The following is a 17,750-nucleotide window of genomic DNA, read 5'->3' on the forward strand; positions in this document are numbered from 1 at the left end:
TTCACCGCCTCGATGATGTCCGTAGCCCAAATGTCGTACCAGCGAGAGCAAAGTCAAGCTTGCTTGAACTTTGCCGAGCGCAGCCGACATTCGCGAAACAATCGCCACCCTCCTTGTCCGTCTCAATCTTGTTGATCACCACATCGTGCTGTTCCTCCCCATTGGGAGACACATAAAACTCCGAAAAAAGTACCTTGCCCGAGTTCTCCATGCCCGTGAGGAAATTGATGATGTTGTCCTTTTCCTCATTCACGCGCTCCTGCTGCTTCACGCGGTCGGTAATGCCCTCCGCCTTGAAGATATTGCTCCAAAACGATTTGGCAATCTCTATGTGGTACTTGATAGGTGCAGAGTTTTTCAACTTTGCCTCCTTTGCAACCCCGATGAGTTGCTTAATGTTGTACCACTTGCCCTTGAAGAGTGAGGCATAATAAGGAATGGGATAATACGTGCTGTCAGGTGTCGGCACACGGCTGACCACGGCAAACTTACGTTTGCCCTTCTTCACCTGTGCTTGCAAGTCCGTCCACGGACTTTGCGGGTTGAGCAGTGGAATGACCTCCACCTGTTCCGCCCGCACCGAATTGCGCCAATTCGCGTACAACACCTGTGGTATCACACCCTCCTTGTTGGCAGGGGCAAAGCGAACATAGCAAGTCTCCTTGCGCAGCACCCTCACCACCTTGTTGCCTTGCTCATTGAGAATAATCACGCTCACGGCAAAGCCGAAGTGTTTGAAGTCCTGACAAACACCGAGAAAATAACTCGCCATGTCGTTATCCAAGAAGAACTCCTCGACCTCGTTCACCACATTCCGCTTGCACATTTCATCAGTCTGGTACACCAAACCGTTTCCATAGCACACCTCTGCATTGAACATCTGGCAAGTGCTCAGTGTCTCATCACTTTCAATCAGATTGATAATGTCATATGGCATCTGGTCGTCCGCTCCCCAAGGCATATAACTCACCTTGTCGCTCACATGGCGCGGTGAAATCTCCTCCGTTTCCTTGAAAACTTCGCTGCTTTTAGTGGTGAACGCTGCTGCGGCACGATAGCCGGGCAGGTCGTTCACGCCTGTTATGTGTAAGTAACTGAAATCGGTCATAGTCTTGTACTTTTTGGTGCAAAACTATGACCGAATGAGCGGTGGGGAAAAGACAAAATTTTAAGGTCTCTTTAAACTGACTTGGTGTCATTCCTGTTTCTTTCTTGAAGAATTTTACAAAGTGTGGTGCATCGGCAACAGCTAATTCTTCAGAAATCTCTTTTATAATGGATTCGTTTTCTGCAAGCAGTTTTTTGCTTTTAACGCAATCCTTATCCCGAACTCGCATTAAAGGATTTCTCTTTGCCGTACGACACAGAGAAATCCTAATGACCGATTTGGGTTAAATAGGCCTTTATCTTAATATTTAAGCCGTAGCGAAATCATAAACTCACGACCACGCAGCGGTACGCGGTAGTATTGAAAATTGGCTCTTTGATAAAGCGAAACTTCGTAGTCTTTGCAGTTAAACAGATTGTTGATATTTGCGCTTGCAGACCAGCGAGAATTGAAATCGTAGCGCATACCAGCATTCAAAAAACTGTTAATAGAGTAATGGTTACGGACTATTTCGAAGACCGATTGCGAAAGGTCGGCATACAGCCGGAGTTTACTGATAGGGTAGAAATCCATTGTTAAGGAATAATAGGCATTTTTCAGCAGATTGTCAGTTGCGGAGAAGACATCAAGCTTTTTCCAACTGATATTTCCGGCCATGGTGAGTTTGGGCTGGAACCATGTCAGTCCGCTCCATTGCGCCGTGACTGAAGCATGCAAGGCATGATAGCGCAGATAATCTTCCACCTCGTTTTGAGACACAAACTCCTTATTATATGAATAATTTGTCTGTCCGCTCAAATTGATGTGGGCATCGCGAAAGTTCTTACGACATGACAGTGCCATGCTCCAGGTAATTTTCGTGCGGTCGTTCCACACTGGAACAAAGAGCGTATAATCGGGCATATAAAGACTTTTAAGATAATGGTCGGAAGTACTGCGCGTCCAGCCGACATAAAGATTCCACGAAAAGAGCGTGATGGTGTTCAGATACGACAGACGGAGATTTGCCAACGCGACACGCTGCACCGAAAGGCTGTCGATACCTGTCGTAAATGTACGGTAGTTGTTCATCATCGTTCCATTGAACCAAGGATCGGCGTCTGAAGCATTTTGGTTATAGGCTACCGAGGTTTCCATTCGCAATAGATAACTAATTTGTTGAGTGAAATCGAGCGAAGGAGAGAAAAGAACTTTTTGGTTTTTTTCTTTCCGCCAACCACAGCGGGAAATGGTATATTCCACAGGAAGAAGTAGTTCGACGTTTCCACCGCTCCACTGAATTTGATACGATGGTTCGAGTGTGTGCAGCCAATAGGACGAAGTAGCCGTCTGTTGGGGGTCGTGTAGTCGGTTGTGCTTGTATTCTATAATGTAACCCAACGTCAAGGGATTGCCCGCTATATCGAAAGCCGTGGAAAGCCTGTGGCGCATAAACCAATGGTTCAGATAATAGCTCTGCCGTTTGTATTCGTTATCTGCTGTCCAATAATCAGAAAGTCGCTCGCGCGTCTGATAGGTACGCACAATGGAAGCCAAACTATAGACATGACTTGGAGTGGTCAGGTTGACATTGGCGACATTCTGAATAAAATAAGGTTTGCGATGTATGTCCTCTCCCAAAGAGCCTAAATTGGATACATTTTGATTATAGGAGCTGACATCCTGCCATTGCCCCGAAAGGACGTTCTCCACGTACGCCTTCTTGCCATTCAATTCGTAACGCACCTGTCCTTTTACTACATCTTCACAGCTCTTTTGCCGATTGTTTTCATAAATACTAATTGTGTCGCCCGCATAAAACTCGCATCGGGTACTATCCTCACGGTTTTCTCCTTCGTGGTTGTAAAGCAGATTTAAACGTAAAGTGGAATAAGGAGTGAAAGCGTGCAGATAATTCAGTCCGGCAAAATAGGAACGGTTGTTCAAGTAATAAATAGGTGAAATGGGTGGACGGCGGGTTGTAGTAGAATAGAGGAAAGGAGCAGGCAATTGCTCTTGTGCATAAATGCCCGTAAAGTTCGACATGCCATTTTGCAAGCTGCGCAATGAGGCACCTCTGTTGTTTAAGGCTCCGGTAAATAATACTTGATTTTTCTTTGCCACTTGAATCCCTGTCAGACTACCGTCCCATATAGCAGGCGTTCCTCCAGCTCCCACTTCTGTGTCACCAAAAGGGCGCATTTTATAGTTCTTTTTTAACCTTATATTGAGTGTCGCATGATTACTATGAATTTTTCCTTCCAAGGCACGGATTGGCTGATTATTTTCCATAACCTGAATCGTAGATACGGCCTCGGCTGGCATATTCTGAGTGGCTTGGTTGTATTGATCACCCATAAGGTCTAATCCCTCAATGTTCAGTTTATTGATACTGCTACCCTGATACAGAATTTGTCCTGAAGTCGTCACTTCAATACCCGGCATGCGTTTTAGCACATCCTCAATGCTATAGTCCTCTTTCTGACGAAAAGACTCTACATAATAGTCAAGTGTATCTTTTTTACGAGTTATAGGGGTCACTTTCACTACGACTTCATTAAACTCATAAGGCTTTTTTTCTAACTGAACGGTATATTGATATTTATCCTTTTGAACTGAAATAATTTGTGTGGCATAGCCCATTTTCGAGAATGTCAGTTTATTTACATTCTTCTTGTATTGCAAATGAAATTGTCCGTTGCTTTGGGTGATACCATAAGCCAGTAAAGAATCCGTGGCACTTAATGCCTTACATAATACATTAGCAATGCCAATGCCTTCTGTATTCGTAACAATACCCTTAAAAACGACTTCTGTCTCCTGCGCCCATACAGACAAAGGAAACAGAAATAGCATAAATAATATTTTAAGATTCTTTACCATTGTAATTCAAGCATATTACTGGGACGTTTCGGCATGTTTGCTTCTGGAGTAACCATTTGGCCATTCTTTTCGACCCTTACCTTGTAAATTTCAATACTCAGATTATCAAAATCCTCAATATCATTCCGATAACCAGTCAAGGCATTCTCGCGTGTGGTTACAATCAAATCTTTGATATACCTTTTTTTATAAAGATACATGTCACTGTATTGAGGCATCTTTCCAACCCCGTTATTTGTAAAAATCCAATTGCGACCTTCATCATGGATTTCCATGATCAGCCCAGGCAATCCTGTAAAAAGATAAGGTCCGTAAGGAAGTGCTATCGTTTCAGTGTACCATGCAATATAATTTCGACCGGCAAAAGAACAAATGGCCTTTTTGCAAGCTCTTTGATTTATTATAGAATCCCCAGATACCAATTGCCAATCCATTTGAGGCGTTGGGTAAGTGTACTCGTAGCTTCGCAATACATCGTAAGTCTGTACCGTGGTTTTTTGTTCTTCTAAATCAGTTAGCGTAACAAAGAAAAAAGTCCATTTTTTAATAGCTTGCATCCATTCTTCACGAGCCTTTTGGTCCTTTTTATTTTGTTTGCTACTGGCTAAATAGTCATTTATTGAATCGAATGCCAATCGATTATAATCACTAAAAAGTAAGTGCTTATCTGAAACCATCAATACTGTTTGCGCTTCAGTATAATCATCCAACTTGGTAGAATCTTTGCGGAACTTTAATTCATAAAATACTCCCAACTTGGCATGATCAACAACACTCCTCTTTGATTTCTCATAAAAATCGCCACTCTCACTATATAGCCTTTGAGCCTTAATCGTGTTCGAACATAATAATATCGTAATAAATAAAACAAGGAATCTCATTCTTTCAATTTTAATGAATTCAAAAAGGCCGTATAGCCGATACCACAGCTTTGCATTTTACAGTTTTATTGGAAATCCAAAATACCGCCATTAGGTCGTTTCATTAGTACGCCTTTATCATAGTGCTCACGGAAATAGTGGACTGCCTCTGCACTATTTTCGGCATCAAAAACTTCATGTGTTCCGTCGGGTAAAGTCACATGATACTTGTAAGCTGACGCAGTCTGAGGAGCAATAAAACTACTAAGAGCAACTATAGCTGCCAAGGAAAATACTCTGCAGGGTACTTTAGTGTATTATCTCCATAAAGGTTCATCTTGCCAATTATGGGGGAAGCCCATGGCCGCAATGTCTACATTGGGATATTTGATCAGCAAATTCTTGAAATCGTGTACCAATGTATTGTTCGGACGAAAAGAATTTAACCAATAAACTAAACAGCAAAATACTGCATATAATCTATTGGATGTGGTCGGACGTTGTGAAATCCATGGATTACCAAGAGTGGTTGGAATTTGTGGCATCACAGGCATAATTCGATTCCATATTCGGTTATGATGTGCACAGGCGTTGCGTAAAGTGTTTACAGCTTTCATCCAACTTTCGAGTATTTCGTGCTGAGGAACGCCGTAAGAACGAGCTATCTGTTTCTTGACTCTTCGGTCTGCAAAATTGAAATACAATTTTGTAAGTGTTCCGAAAGAAGTCAAATCAAGCAATTTCCATGTTGGAGGAAATTTATCATGTCCATACTTCACAAAATGCTCTTGAATGAAATCATCCTTAGAACGTGCTAGCTCGCGTTCTAATGTATTGAGGTTATCAGAATATTTATGTTGGTCTATAGCCATTGTTGGATCTATGAACCAAAATGCTCCATGAGCCAATGAAAATCTGTTTATGATTTTGGCACGTAATGAGATTTCAATCAATTGGATTGCAGAGAATAATAAATTCCGAAGTTCCGCGTCAAAGCGATACAAAGAAATTGCCTTATCAAAGGAAGCATTGGGTTTAAATCGGGTAGCACCATTAGCTTCTTCAAATGGACGTAGATAGGCATTGAAACGGAAATAGCTGACATTTTCCAAGAAATCTTCAGCAAACGCCACATCATTGACTAGTAGCCCATCGTCTATAAGACGAGAAACCAATGTGTGCGTATCTAATGGGGGATTTGTGTAAAGCATGATGTATAAAAACAAAAAGTTCCGCCCTGGTACGCTGTTCAATGGGAAGCGTGGCGGATTCTAGCACTGCAAAAGTACGAAAACTTTCTGAGTAATGCAATTTGTTCAGTAATTATTTTCACAGAAACACCTCCATCCCATTGATTTCAAACACGCAGACGTCGCGAAGCTGCCGGATTTCATTGCTATCCAGCAGTTTCATTCTTCGCGTGCCTTTGTAGAAGTTGTAACGAAGCGAGATGCAGCGGTGCCAGCATTGGATTTCACCGCTGCGCGTCCATAGTTTGATGTCTACGGGTTCGGGAGATTGGAGCATACGTTTGAGCGTGGTGATGTGGATAGCGTGGGGCATTAGTCAAAAGTATTGTTGTAAACCTGGTTGAAGATATTATGTAAGCGAGGAACGGTGAAAGGCACCTGCTTGCGAAGCGGTTTCCACTTGAACTTCACATGGTTGTTCGCGTTGGTGGCATCAGAAAGTTCACTTTCGATGTCAGTAATAAGAATGGAACTGCCCACAGGGAGTTCGGGAGAGATCAAGAAGAGTTTGTGAGACTGCAAAGCCTGTGTAAGATGACGGGCAAAGGAATAGGAAAGCGAGGACGTCTCGCTCTCGTATTCTACCTCCGTGTTGTCATCGTATGCAGAAGATTCTCCACAACATACGGCAAAGCTGCGGTCAAAGGACACTTTGCGCTTGGTTTGGGCGGTAAGATACAAAGTATCACTCACATTGAACTCATTCTGAAAGAGCAGCGTAAGCGTGGGAACTTTATCGGTTAAGAAGAACGTGAAAGTACGGTTTCCACGGAAAAGCGTAACAGACAAAAGTTTGCCATTTACCCCTTGGGGCAAGTAACCCAATAGTTCCTCCTCGTTGATGTCCTCGAAACATAAATCAAACTGTTTGGCTGCAATGGGATTATTTGGTATTGTGAGCGTTTCGGGCGTGTCCTTGCCATCGCGTTGGATAACATACTGCGTGGCACACTGCCCCGTTTCACCGGGAAGAACAATATACTGCAAATCAAGCTGAAAATTATGCGGCACCAAGCGCACCGCGTGCGTGGTGAGAAAATGCGATTGCAGGAACAACTCGCAGTTTGTCCTTAGCATTTGCAGTTTACAGTAAATCAAAGTAAACTCACCCAAAGTATAATCAGTGCGGTCCACCTACATACGGAAACTGCACGTGGCATGCACCAGTTGCTTTGCCTCCATGTAGTTCTCAATAATGCGGCGCAAATCATAGATGCTCGCCTTTCCCCCATAGGCATAAAGCGTGGTGGAAAAGATAGGCGACTGACTGCGGTTGAGATAGATAGCCAAATACACGGAACTGCCTTGAAAGTCCGACATCTCGAATACATCGGGAATGCTCGAAGTAAAACAGTATGTCTGCGGATTAAAGTTGAAATTCATAAGCGTTGAAAGAAAAAGCCAGGGAACGTGATAACCCTCGCAATATCGCACAAACCTCGGGTTACGGAAAAGACCGCACCGCCTTTACTTTTTTGGCGGGCGATCCTTTCTTTCTGCTTCAAGCCGTGGCACTGGCTCTCTTGCGTGTAGTGCGCTTGGCGGCAGGCTTTCTCGTGCGCTCGGGTGTGGTGGTAGGAGCGGCAGAGGCGGGCTGCATGGGAGCAGGGGCAGAACCCTCGGGGGCGGTGGCGGGCGCCTTGCTTCGTGCAATCTCGTGAAGCAAGGCGCTTGCCATCGCCCCACACATCATAGCCCTATCCATATACTTCCACCTCTCCCACTCTCCCACACCCAAGCGCACGAAAAAGCCGCCATGCGCACAGCAAGAGAGCCAATGCGCACGGCGGCTGAAAGAAAGGATTGCCCGAGAGGGCGTTTTTTTAGAATCCAGATTCTACATCATTCATATTTTGCTTACGAACAGCATCTGTAGATTCTACTAAGATATAGCTATTATAAAGGCCTTCTGCCAATTTACTCATATAGTTATCTGCTATATCGTAGTCATTTAGATTGCCATTTGTGTACGTGATGCGAACCTTCTTCATATGTTCCTTGTTCTTAATTTTTTCAAGACATGAATCACTTAATTCATAATAGCTGAAAGTCTTGTAATGACTAACCAACACAGAACCTACATATGAGTTGCTGTAGTTTTTGCCAACTTCAATATTAGGTGTCAAAGTCAGTTTTTCGACACTATCATCCGAAAAGCGAATTAAGACAACACTATTTGCATCAAAAGAATAATAAGTATTGTTAGCAGTACAACAAATGCTAAGATAGTACTTGTCATTAGCCTTAGCAATACCCATTTGAGGCTTCCATGCAGAACCCATCATTTTTTTATTTGGGAACATGGTAAAATTACCAATAGAAACTTGTCCCATTGCAGTAAGCGAAAAAAAAGTGATGATAAGCAGAGATAAAAACTTTTTCATACTTGCTATTTTTTATATACCAACTTTAATTCTTCGATTTTCTTTTGAGCATTTGAGAAGTTCTCAGTCAAAGTTTCGGCATTTTTGATGAAAACAGAACTATTGCTATAACGCTCGAGTTTTATATACCAACTTGCCATCCCTTTTGAGACGTAATACCCTATTTCGAATCCATCGTTTGTAATAAATTTGTTTTCCAAATAGTCTGGATTTGCTGCACAATCAGTATCAACTTCTGTACATAATTTAGCTAGAGCTTTATTGATTTCAACCAAATCTGAGTATTCTATCATTGCAATATGCGCATTTGACCGAGATGTTTCAGGCTCCTCAAGTCGGTAGAAATAAGCGTTGGCTTGTTCACCCATGAGTGTTCTGACACTCGTTTCAAGAGTGCCCAAAAAACTTAATGGTATATTCGGTAAATTTACATCAACGAATTTAGATATTTTACCTGTCTTGGACGACAACTGCTCAAACTTAGTAAGTTTCTTAGCAGCATCATTTTGTGCGAAAGATACCAAAGGCATCAACACCAGCAAAACTAAAAGTATTTTCTTCATAACCGATAGATTAATGTTTCGCTTACAAAAGTATAATTTCTAAAATATTTAGCAAAGATATTTATATATGTTTTTTAGCAAGTTTATCTCACACCTCCCACAAATCCCCCATAAAAATCATGCTGCGGAAACTTTTCACACCCAATGTACAGCGTATCAAAAGCATCAGTGCAATCGGTGCGATGCTCCAACAAGTCCTCCTCTGATTCGGGATTTTTCTCTGTGGACTTGTTTTTGCGGAAACCGTTTCTTCCACGTTCCACCCCTGCACTTTGTATGGCAAGAATAAGATCATCGTTGTTCTGGCGGTTGAAGTAAGGCATCAAGCGTTGCTTGCCTGAAAAGCCTTGGTTGATGAGCAAGTACTTTTCATCATGGCGCATGGGGTTGCCAAGATACACATCTTGTACACTCCAGCCGTGGCGTTCAAATTCATGCACAACTACCCAATGAAAGTCTTGATTGTTCACGGCATAGTTAGAGCCAAGAGCGGTGGCATCATAGTAATAGATGACACTGTGATTGGTATGGGGCGCATAGTAAGTGCAGAAGTCGGCAATGAGCGCAGGGATTTTGCGCTCAAATTTTACGTAGAAAAATTTGAGTACATTTAGGCGGTTGCCGCGAGACTGACCGCACACAACCCAATTGATATTGGCATTGTAGTCCATGCCAACACAAAACTCAAGGTCAGCATTGATGCGGCAATTTAAGAACGGATGGAGAGAAAGATGTCCAAGGCTATACGCTCAGCCCCTCTCAAAAAGCACATAGCCTTGCCACTTCACAAGATTGGCGGAACAAGGTGCTCGTCACCGCCCCACATCTAAGCTCTGCTCCATGTAGCCCACCTCTCCCACTCCTCCACACCCAAGCACACGAAAAAGCCGCCATGAACACAACAAGAGAGCCAATGCGCACGGCGGCTGAAAGAAAGGATCGCCCGAAAGGGAGGGCTTGGAATAAGTTATTCCTTATAAGAATCTAGTTCAGAAGCATCATAAGTTGTAATGCCAGAGAACCAACCTCTATCACAATTTATACGGTTGCCTCTGACTCCAACAACTTTCATCTTTCCTCCATATTTCTTATGAGTGACATAATCACCCATCTTGAAGTTATGGGTTATGACATCTTTTTTTGTCTGCTCTTTTTCCTGTTCTTCTTTCTCTAGAACTATTTTCTGAGATTGCGTTTGTGGACACTCTTGTCGTTCCTGTACAATTGTCATTTTAAGTTCATGTACTTCCCTCGTAAGTTGTTCCACGTTATTTGTCATACCCCAAATCTTAAAGAAAAGAATGAGACAAAGAATACTCCATACAAGAGCTAATAGATAAGCGAATACTTCCATTGATTAAGGTAATTTTATTTTATCAAGTGAATCCTTAGGTACTGCAACACCAAGAAGAATTATGCCTGAAACTATAAAAAAATAGCCAAATCCTTTTTGAACTATTTCAGCTACATCTGCTGCATTTTTTGCAGCTATTGCCGCTGCGTTTTGTATGCCTGTATAAGCATCTCCACCATATGTCTTTTCAGATACATACGAACCAGCACGTTCGTCAAAACATTTATGGCTAAAATAGAACGAACATAGTGCAGCAACTACAAAAATAAGAGATTTTATATACCTCATAGACTAAAGATTAGAGTTAATATTCATACTACAAAATTACGAATATTAGCAATATTGTTGACAATCCATTTGTATGTTCTTAAACATATTATCTCACATCATCCACAAATTCCCAATAAAAATCATGCTGCGAGAACAGCACCAGCATATACAAGCACCTACCCCACGCACACCTCCTCCAAAACGCAACGCACAATGTATACCTTTGTGTATTCTGCCCCCCCCTATTTGCTTGATTCTTTATTTTGTCTACACTCTGCACTTTCGTTCGTAACCCGTTGATTATTAACACGTAAATCAGTGTATGCACCACATCATTTCAACTACACGGACATCTGCACTTTTCTTTTTCAACAACTCCACGCCACGGTTACGACTGAGAGCCAAAACTGATACGGGAGGGCGGAAATGCTATCGGAGCTACAGAAATGCCTCGCCCCCATTACATAGAAATGCCTGCAGACTATACTGTTGCCACAGCACCTCGTGGACGGTGTAACAAATTGCTGCCTGCACCAACACTATCGAACTTAAGAAGTGCAGACTGTAGTGCAGATAGTGTAGACAAAATGCTATGGTGTATACACCGCATTTTACGTTGATAATCAATACAAAGCGTAACAAAAGTGCAGAGTGCAGACAAAAGAGCGAAAAGACTCATAAGGCAGTGTATATCATAAGCAGGTATTCTGAATTAGTCGGTATGGATTGATGCGATGTTTGTAACAGAAGCTTTGGTTAAAGAATGAGCGTAGCGAGCTACGCGTACAATGCAACCTAAATTTAGGAGATAAACAATGTGCCAAAGCATATCGAATAATGCAGAGCACTATTATATTGATATGTATTGACGGACGACTGCACCGATTTCTTGAGAAGCACCATGAGAGACACCGTGGTGAGGCGAACCTGTTGCAAAACCATTAAGAACGTCCAACTGTGATACAGACAAAAAAAGGAGGTCAAAGCCTCCCTAAAAATAGATCTCACTATTTGCAAGACGTTTGCTAAAAATTCACATTCAGCCCCAAAGACAATAGTTCATTGAACTCAAAATTCGATTGGCCTTCCGAACGTTTCCGGCTGTCATCAAAGCGAGGGAACAAAAAGACCCTTGCAGACAAGTAGCGGTTAATTGAGAGGTTGAAGGTATTTTCCCACTCCAATTGTGTCGAAGAGTAATCGGTAAAGAAGTAAATGCGTCCACTCCAACTCACATTTTTTACTATGTTCCAGGTGTAATTGACCGTCACATTCGAACCATACTCCCATTTAGAATGGTGTTTACCACTTGAAACGCCAAAATCCTTGATAAGAGAAGGTCGACCTACATATTTTAATTTTAAGGCCAAAGGAGACAATGTCGCATTTACCTTGAAACGGCCATTACGTGATGACTGCTGATAATCCATACCAATAGAAAGCAGAGACTCGAATGGTGACATAAAATCAGAATAAACCTTTTCGTCGTTGGCCTTATAACCTTTGTAAAACTGGGTCCAACTCTGCAACATGATGGTGTAGTACCAATGTTTAACTGCACGCAAACCAAGTTTGTTCGTCAAACGCAATAAATCGGAATTTGTTTTATACTTATGTTTTTCGTCATTATGCGATGTTTGAAACCCTAACTTCATCTCAAGTTTGTTGTCAAACGTCAGTTTACGCTGGTTATTATAATTTGCTTCTATCACTGTAGCTGCCAACAGGGCGTTATGACTCTCCCCTCCTTTGTACCAATTATCTGAAACATAGCTTTGGGTAAACTGTAAAGAGAAGTTCGTTTTGAAGTTCCAAAAATTGGGTTTTCTGACAACAATGCCATAATTACCATCACCAGCAGGCAATGGCAATTTATCAGACGAGCTACTATCATAATGTTCAGACAACATCAGTTCAGGCGGTTCTGGCTGTTCCTCTATATTAGCTACTGGTTGGTGTATAGAATCGGGCAGTGCAATCTGAGGCTGCATCAAGCAGCCTTGTACTAAAGCATAATCGGTATGTTTCAATATTTCAAGTTTTGGTGCACTTAGTGAGCCATTTATTACTGGCTTACAATCAGTTAACGAGAACAACCTATTTAATACTTGAGCATATAAAGATGGTTTGCAGACAAGTGACACATAGTAAGGATTAACCAACGAATCTGAGGGTATATAAGAAGATATCCCCAGCTTTATTGAATCCATCTTCATTAAGGCACGCTTCACTATCCGTTGGTTAGCATCGTTCAACGAGTTATCATGCGCAACGTGATAATGTGATTTGTTTGCAAAAACAAACGATGCAGACGTAAACCATAGAAACCCCAATAACATACATGTCAATATATTTGCAGTATATTTGTTCTTTTGCATATATTCGATTATAAATAGGTGTTCAAAATCATTTTATACAACCAGCAGGCGACATTTTCACATTGAAAGCACATTCTCGAGACGCATCTGACCCTCTTCGCTCTCGGCCACATTGCGCGTTCGATTCATTTCCCCGTTATCGGGGGACAGAAGCCCTCACCGATGGAAACATCTGCGCCCCGATAACGCACTTTCAATGTAAAAACGTTTTTGAACACCTACTTAGATATTGTATATATGTGGCATTTTACAAGGCCACAAGTCTATTTGTTTCGCGAAGTTAAGCATTTATTCAGCAAAAAACTTTGTCAGTCAATGATAATAATCTATTTTTGGCTGATTTTTCAACATTAAATGCGACTACAGCCATGATGAGACAGCTAAAAATAACAGTTGCCATAACGTCTCGCGGCAGCGAAGCGCTTGAACGCTACCTGCAAGATATTAGCAAGGAAGAGATGGTCAGCACAGATGAGGAAGTGGAACTGGCTAAACGAATTCGCCAAGGTGACAAGGAAGCACTTGAGAGATTGGTGAAAGCCAACTTGCGTTTTGTTGTTTCTGTTGCCAAACAGTATCAAGGCCAAGGATTAGAGCTCACAGACCTTATTAACGAGGGCAATGTGGGACTCATAAATGCGGCAATGAAGTTTGACGAAACACGTGGCTTCAAGTTTATTTCCTACGCTGTTTGGTGGGTTCGTCAAAGCATACTGCAGGCATTGGCAGACAAGAGCCGACTCGTAAGATTACCATTAAACCAAATTGGTTATGTGAGTAAAGTTAATCACTTTTATCACGATTTCATGCAAAAGAACAACAGGGCGCCCTCCCTTGATGAAGTGGCTGACGCCCTTGGCATGGAAAAGAGCAAGGTAAACGCGGCCCTTCTCACATCAGGCAAACATATTTCAATGAATGCCCCCTTGATAGATGATGAAGACAGTTGTCTGCTCGACCTGTTGACAAATGATGACAAAGGTAACGCTGATTCATCGCTAATTTCAGACTCGCTCAAAGAGGAAGTGCATCATGCACTGGACTTATTGCCCGAAAGAGAGTCGCAAGTCATACGAATGTACTTTGGAATAAACACGCCGGAGCTTAGCCTTGAAGAAATAGGTGAAAAACTCAACTTGAGCAGAGAGCGAGTCAGACAGATTAAAGAAAAAGCACTCACCTTGTTGCGCAACGCACAAATAGGAAGCGTATTAAAAGAGTATTTATAAGGAATAAGAACAAAAGCATACATTTGTCTTGCATATTTCACGTCGACATACTGATATTTTAGAGCTAACGGAGGCAAAGAGGCACATTTATCAAATAAAATAAGTAACTTTGCCACATAAACATATCTTATCAATATTGAAAACGAAGCACATGAGTAAAATTGCACAAACAATATCAGCCGTTCTGATTATACTATTTACCTTTTGCACAAACATGCAAGCAGAAAACAGAAAGAGCGAAACTGTGTACGCCTTTGCATACGGCACTTGTTTTAATGATTCTATCATTTACTTATCAACCGTAGAGAAGCTCGACAGTGCTAATATCGACCCAAAGACGAAGTTCTTAACCGACCGAAAGTTTTACGCTAACAACTTTAAGTATTTCCTTGATAATCAGTACAAAGAAATACACACATGTGCCATATTTTTCAACAAAAGCAAAGAGAAATTAGAAAAGACATATATTAAGCTACGACGCAATACAAACAAAGACAAGCACAGCACGTTAGTTGAAATTCCATTGTCAACATTCAGTTTATCAAAGATACAATGAGTCAACGCTACTAACATATATTTTTAATACATTGGAAACATTACTCTTCAAGGTGGCGGATTTGTGTTTTGCATTACACGCGCCACAAACACAGATCTTAAAAAGGCTCTTACCATCATACGCGCCATTTAACATTGACAAGGCAGACGGCAAAATTATGCTTAACGCCTTCGTCGAGAACGGACGCGTCAGCGCAGAGCCAGAAGGTGAGGAACTCGGCCAATTTGATTGCGGAGGCACGAACCATGGCATATATAAGTACAACACTGGTTACAAAATCATCATAAGCACAATTGAGGGGCACTTGGCTTCGGCCATGATTGCGAACAACGATTTCAGCAAATGCGAAATTTCGCTCTTCGGCAATGAAAGCGACCAACAATTTGGGCTCGGAAACGCCATGATGATAGCTTTTGCCTTTTCGGCCGCATACTACGACACGCTGCTGATGCACTCGTCTGTCACTATAAACGACGGCTACGGCTACCTGTTCTTAGGTAAAAGCGGCACAGGCAAGAGCACACATTCAAGCCTGTGGCGCACATACATACAAGGATCGGATCTACTAAACGACGACAACCCTGCTGTACGCGTCAAAGGCGAAAACGAAATTATTGTCTATGGCACACCCTGGAGTGGAAAAACGCCATGCTATAGAAATTTGCAGTATCCCATAGGCGCTTTTGTACGCTTGGAACAACACCCGCAAAACATCATTGCTAAGGAATCGCCTTTGAAAGCCTTTGCATCAATAATATCGTCGTGCTCCACTATGATATGGGATAAACCATCGTACGCACACATCATGCACACGGCCGAAGCCGTTGCAAAGAAGACTGCTGTATATTATCTGAAATGCAGAGCTGATGAGGAAGCAGCCAAACTCAGCTATCAAACAATATCTAAACACTAAAATGGAAACGCGCAAGATACAAGTTCCGAATGACGTACTCATTGCCGAAATTAAACGCATGCTCGACAAGGGGCATAGCGCAACTTTCAGAGTAAAGGGCTACAGTATGCGGCCATTCTTAGAAAACGAACGCGATATTGTGAAAATTGAGCAGACTCCCGCCGAATCTATCAAGGAGAACGATGTCGTGTTGGCCGAAATTGCGACGAAAAAATATGTTTTACACCGTGTTATAGACCGCACAGACAATCAATTAACGCTGCGCGGCGACGGCAACATACAGGGCATTGAGCATTGTCTCGACACTGACGTGGTTGGCATCGCCACCGCCTTCTATAGAAAAGGTAGAGCCAAACCAGACACCATTGATGGCATGAAATGGAAACTATACAGCAACATGTGGCTGTTCCTCACGCCATTCAGACGTATACTACTTGGCCTATACCGCAGATTGCCATTCAAATTATAAGTATTCACCTCACAACACAACCATACCGATATATATGAAAATCAAAAAAGGATTTGAGCTACGTGACATCTGTGGCGAAAAGGTTATTATGGCTACAGGCATTGAGAATGTAGACTTTAACCAAATGATCGCTCTCAATGAAAGTGCTGCCTATTTGTGGCAGTCAATTACCGACAAAGACTTTGATGCCAATACGCTTGCCACCCTATTGTGCGAAAATTACGAAGTGAGCGAGCAAGAGGCACTTAACGATGCCCACAGCATAATTAAGGAATGGCTTGAGCAAGGCATTATCGAAGCCTGATACAGGCTTACTAATACGGTTGAACATACAATCAACACCAAAACAAACAATATAAAACTTATGAAAGAGCTTTCTCTCAAGTACGGTTGCAACCCCAACCAAAAACCAGCCCGCATATACATGGAACAGGGCGAACTCCCCATCGAAGTGTTGGGTGGACGCCCAGGATACATCAATTTTCTTGATGCACTTAATGGTTGGCAACTTGTTCGCGAACTTAAGGCTGCGACAGGCATTCCTGCTGCTACTTCATTCAAACACGTTTCGCCAGCTGGTGCTGCGGTCGGAATACCTATGAGTGAAACACTCAAAAAGATATACTTCGTTGACGACATTAGCGAACCTCTCTCGCCTATCGCCACAGCCTATGCACGTGCACGCGGCGCCGACAGAATGTCTTCGTATGGCGATTTTATTTCATTATCTGACACTTGTGACAAGGCAACAGCGCTTATAATCAAAAGAGAAGTCAGTGATGGTATCATCGCACCAGACTACACACCTGAAGCGCTCGAAATATTACGTGCAAAGCGAAAGGGTACATACGTTATCTTAAAAGTAGACCCAAGTTACAAGCCGGCCCCTATTGAACACAAACAAGTATTTGGCGTAACATTTGAGCAGGGACGTAATGAAGTAGACCTTACAAGCGACAGCCTTTTTGAAAATATCCCAACGGATAGCAAGAACTTTAGCGAAGAAGCGAAACGAGATCTTAAGATTGCACTCATCACGCTCAAATACACCCAATCAAACTCTGTTTGCTATGTTAAAGACGGACAAGCCATTGGCATTGGTGCCGGACAGCAAAGCCGCATTCATTGCACCAGACTGGCTGGCAACAAAGCCGATATTTGGTGGCTGCGCCAGCACCCTAAGGTGATGAACTTGCCCTGGGTGGAAAAGATCCGACGTGCCGATCGTGACAACACCATTGACATATACATTTCTGAAGACCACGACGACGTACTGGCTGATGGCACATGGCAACAGTTCTTCACCGAAAAGCCAGAAGTACTAACCATGGAGGAGAAAAAAGCCTGGATTGCACAGAACACCGAGGTGTCGTTGGGGTCAGATGCATTCTTCCCATTTGGCGACAATATTGAACGCGCCCACAAAAGCGGTGTACAATATGTTGCACAAGCTGGCGGCAGCGTACGTGACGACCATGTTATAGCTACATGCAACAAATACGGCATGACCATGGCATTCACTGGCATACGCCTTTTCCACCACTAAGCCTCAAC

General features: G+C 42.5%; 20 protein-coding genes. 5 read left to right on the forward strand and 15 right to left on the reverse strand.

The window, feature by feature from the left end:
- Window position 1: 1 nt before the first annotated feature.
- The 15 genes from BQ5453_RS12330 to BQ5453_RS12390 all read right to left on the reverse strand — a co-directional run bounded on the left by BQ5453_RS12330 (window position 2) and on the right by BQ5453_RS12390 (window position 13,029).
- A complete protein-coding gene (locus BQ5453_RS12330; protein WP_235860094.1) occupies window positions 2–1,108 on the reverse strand; it encodes a hypothetical protein in 1,107 nt (368 codons plus the stop codon).
- On the reverse strand, window positions 1,029–1,337 hold the full coding sequence (locus BQ5453_RS14745; RefSeq protein WP_074027667.1) for a helix-turn-helix domain-containing protein: 309 nt from the start codon (window positions 1,335–1,337) through the stop codon (window positions 1,029–1,031). The genes BQ5453_RS12330 and BQ5453_RS14745 overlap by 80 nt, the downstream gene beginning before the upstream one ends.
- Window positions 1,338–1,408: 71 nt before the next feature.
- Window positions 1,409–3,970: a TonB-dependent receptor gene (locus BQ5453_RS12335; RefSeq protein ID WP_071123419.1), complete on the reverse strand. Its 2,562-nt coding sequence runs from the start codon at window positions 3,968–3,970 to the stop codon at window positions 1,409–1,411.
- On the reverse strand, window positions 3,964–4,851 hold the full coding sequence (locus BQ5453_RS12340) for a GLPGLI family protein (protein ID WP_071123420.1): 888 nt from the start codon (window positions 4,849–4,851) through the stop codon (window positions 3,964–3,966). Before BQ5453_RS12340 ends, BQ5453_RS12335 begins: the two co-directional genes overlap by 7 nt.
- A gap of 296 nt (window positions 4,852–5,147) precedes the next feature.
- A complete protein-coding gene (locus tag BQ5453_RS12345) occupies window positions 5,148–6,041 on the reverse strand; it encodes an Abi family protein (RefSeq protein WP_071123421.1) in 894 nt (297 codons plus the stop codon).
- A 118-nt stretch (window positions 6,042–6,159) separates the two neighbouring features.
- Window positions 6,160–6,393, reverse strand: a complete 234-nt coding sequence (locus BQ5453_RS12350; RefSeq protein ID WP_071123422.1) for a hypothetical protein — start codon at window positions 6,391–6,393, stop codon at window positions 6,160–6,162.
- On the reverse strand, window positions 6,393–7,157 hold the full coding sequence (locus BQ5453_RS12355; protein WP_071123423.1) for a hypothetical protein: 765 nt from the start codon (window positions 7,155–7,157) through the stop codon (window positions 6,393–6,395). Before BQ5453_RS12355 ends, BQ5453_RS12350 begins: the two co-directional genes overlap by 1 nt.
- Window positions 7,158–7,214: 57 nt before the next feature.
- A complete protein-coding gene (locus BQ5453_RS12360) occupies window positions 7,215–7,463 on the reverse strand; it encodes a hypothetical protein (protein ID WP_071123424.1) in 249 nt (82 codons plus the stop codon).
- A 118-nt stretch (window positions 7,464–7,581) separates the two neighbouring features.
- Window positions 7,582–7,785, reverse strand: a complete 204-nt coding sequence (locus BQ5453_RS14210; RefSeq protein WP_143033410.1) for a hypothetical protein — start codon at window positions 7,783–7,785, stop codon at window positions 7,582–7,584.
- A gap of 118 nt (window positions 7,786–7,903) precedes the next feature.
- Window positions 7,904–8,464 carry a hypothetical protein gene (locus tag BQ5453_RS12365; protein WP_071123425.1) on the reverse strand — a complete coding sequence of 187 codons (561 nt, stop codon included), beginning with the start codon at window positions 8,462–8,464 and terminating at the stop codon, window positions 7,904–7,906.
- A 5-nt stretch (window positions 8,465–8,469) separates the two neighbouring features.
- Window positions 8,470–9,027 carry a hypothetical protein gene (locus tag BQ5453_RS12370; RefSeq protein WP_071123426.1) on the reverse strand — a complete coding sequence of 186 codons (558 nt, stop codon included), beginning with the start codon at window positions 9,025–9,027 and terminating at the stop codon, window positions 8,470–8,472.
- 83 nt (window positions 9,028–9,110) lie between these two features.
- A complete protein-coding gene (locus BQ5453_RS12375) occupies window positions 9,111–9,698 on the reverse strand; it encodes a hypothetical protein (protein ID WP_235860095.1) in 588 nt (195 codons plus the stop codon).
- A 296-nt stretch (window positions 9,699–9,994) separates the two neighbouring features.
- On the reverse strand, window positions 9,995–10,381 hold the full coding sequence (locus BQ5453_RS12380; RefSeq protein WP_071123427.1) for a hypothetical protein: 387 nt from the start codon (window positions 10,379–10,381) through the stop codon (window positions 9,995–9,997).
- Window positions 10,382–10,384: 3 nt separating this feature from the next.
- On the reverse strand, window positions 10,385–10,669 hold the full coding sequence (locus BQ5453_RS12385) for a hypothetical protein (RefSeq protein WP_071123428.1): 285 nt from the start codon (window positions 10,667–10,669) through the stop codon (window positions 10,385–10,387).
- A gap of 1,007 nt (window positions 10,670–11,676) precedes the next feature.
- A complete protein-coding gene (locus BQ5453_RS12390) occupies window positions 11,677–13,029 on the reverse strand; it encodes a DUF3078 domain-containing protein (RefSeq protein WP_083361238.1) in 1,353 nt (450 codons plus the stop codon).
- A gap of 371 nt (window positions 13,030–13,400) precedes the next feature.
- On the opposite strand from BQ5453_RS12390, the gene BQ5453_RS12395 reads away from it, so the two are divergent.
- From BQ5453_RS12395 to BQ5453_RS12420, 5 genes are all read left to right on the forward strand, one after another.
- Window positions 13,401–14,258 carry a sigma-70 family RNA polymerase sigma factor gene (locus BQ5453_RS12395; protein ID WP_071123661.1) on the forward strand — a complete coding sequence of 286 codons (858 nt, stop codon included), beginning with the start codon at window positions 13,401–13,403 and terminating at the stop codon, window positions 14,256–14,258.
- A gap of 587 nt (window positions 14,259–14,845) precedes the next feature.
- Window positions 14,846–15,727, forward strand: a complete 882-nt coding sequence (locus BQ5453_RS12405) for a hypothetical protein (RefSeq protein WP_071123430.1) — start codon at window positions 14,846–14,848, stop codon at window positions 15,725–15,727.
- Between the two features lies 1 nt (window position 15,728).
- Window positions 15,729–16,196 (forward strand): S24/S26 family peptidase, encoded by a 468-nt coding sequence (locus BQ5453_RS12410; RefSeq protein WP_071123431.1) that lies wholly within the window; start codon window positions 15,729–15,731, stop codon window positions 16,194–16,196.
- A 34-nt stretch (window positions 16,197–16,230) separates the two neighbouring features.
- Entirely contained in the window at window positions 16,231–16,500 is a 270-nt protein-coding gene (locus BQ5453_RS12415) for a PqqD family protein (RefSeq protein ID WP_022101699.1), read from the forward strand.
- Window positions 16,501–16,551: 51 nt separating this feature from the next.
- Window positions 16,552–17,742, forward strand: a complete 1,191-nt coding sequence (locus BQ5453_RS12420) for a phosphoribosylaminoimidazolecarboxamide formyltransferase (RefSeq protein ID WP_262503147.1) — start codon at window positions 16,552–16,554, stop codon at window positions 17,740–17,742.
- Window positions 17,743–17,750: the final 8 nt, after the last annotated feature.

The organism is Prevotellamassilia timonensis, from assembly GCF_900106785.1.
Taxonomy (GTDB): domain Bacteria; phylum Bacteroidota; class Bacteroidia; order Bacteroidales; family Bacteroidaceae; genus Alloprevotella; species Alloprevotella timonensis.

Coding starts and splice junctions, on each gene's coding strand:
- BQ5453_RS12415 (WP_022101699.1), top strand. CDS start 16,231: ATGAAAATCAAAAAAGGATTTGAGCTACGTGACATCTGTGGCGAAAAG.
- BQ5453_RS12410 (WP_071123431.1), top strand. CDS start 15,729: ATGGAAACGCGCAAGATACAAGTTCCGAATGACGTACTCATTGCCGAA.
- BQ5453_RS14745 (WP_074027667.1), bottom strand. CDS start 1,337: ATGCGAGTTCGGGATAAGGATTGCGTTAAAAGCAAAAAACTGCTTGCA.
- BQ5453_RS12340 (WP_071123420.1), bottom strand. CDS start 4,851: ATGAGATTCCTTGTTTTATTTATTACGATATTATTATGTTCGAACACG.
- BQ5453_RS12395 (WP_071123661.1), top strand. CDS start 13,401: ATGAGACAGCTAAAAATAACAGTTGCCATAACGTCTCGCGGCAGCGAA.
- BQ5453_RS12350 (WP_071123422.1), bottom strand. CDS start 6,393: ATGCCCCACGCTATCCACATCACCACGCTCAAACGTATGCTCCAATCT.
- BQ5453_RS12335 (WP_071123419.1), bottom strand. CDS start 3,970: ATGGTAAAGAATCTTAAAATATTATTTATGCTATTTCTGTTTCCTTTG.
- BQ5453_RS12355 (WP_071123423.1), bottom strand. CDS start 7,157: ATGCTAAGGACAAACTGCGAGTTGTTCCTGCAATCGCATTTTCTCACC.
- BQ5453_RS12375 (WP_235860095.1), bottom strand. CDS start 9,698: ATGGACTACAATGCCAATATCAATTGGGTTGTGTGCGGTCAGTCTCGC.
- BQ5453_RS12370 (WP_071123426.1), bottom strand. CDS start 9,027: ATGAAGAAAATACTTTTAGTTTTGCTGGTGTTGATGCCTTTGGTATCT.
- BQ5453_RS12365 (WP_071123425.1), bottom strand. CDS start 8,464: ATGAAAAAGTTTTTATCTCTGCTTATCATCACTTTTTTTTCGCTTACT.
- BQ5453_RS12380 (WP_071123427.1), bottom strand. CDS start 10,381: ATGGAAGTATTCGCTTATCTATTAGCTCTTGTATGGAGTATTCTTTGT.
- BQ5453_RS12360 (WP_071123424.1), bottom strand. CDS start 7,463: ATGAATTTCAACTTTAATCCGCAGACATACTGTTTTACTTCGAGCATT.
- BQ5453_RS12330 (WP_235860094.1), bottom strand. CDS start 1,108: ATGACCGATTTCAGTTACTTACACATAACAGGCGTGAACGACCTGCCC.
- BQ5453_RS12345 (WP_071123421.1), bottom strand. CDS start 6,041: ATGCTTTACACAAATCCCCCATTAGATACGCACACATTGGTTTCTCGT.
- BQ5453_RS12390 (WP_083361238.1), bottom strand. CDS start 13,029: ATGCAAAAGAACAAATATACTGCAAATATATTGACATGTATGTTATTG.
- BQ5453_RS12385 (WP_071123428.1), bottom strand. CDS start 10,669: ATGAGGTATATAAAATCTCTTATTTTTGTAGTTGCTGCACTATGTTCG.
- BQ5453_RS14210 (WP_143033410.1), bottom strand. CDS start 7,785: ATGGATAGGGCTATGATGTGTGGGGCGATGGCAAGCGCCTTGCTTCAC.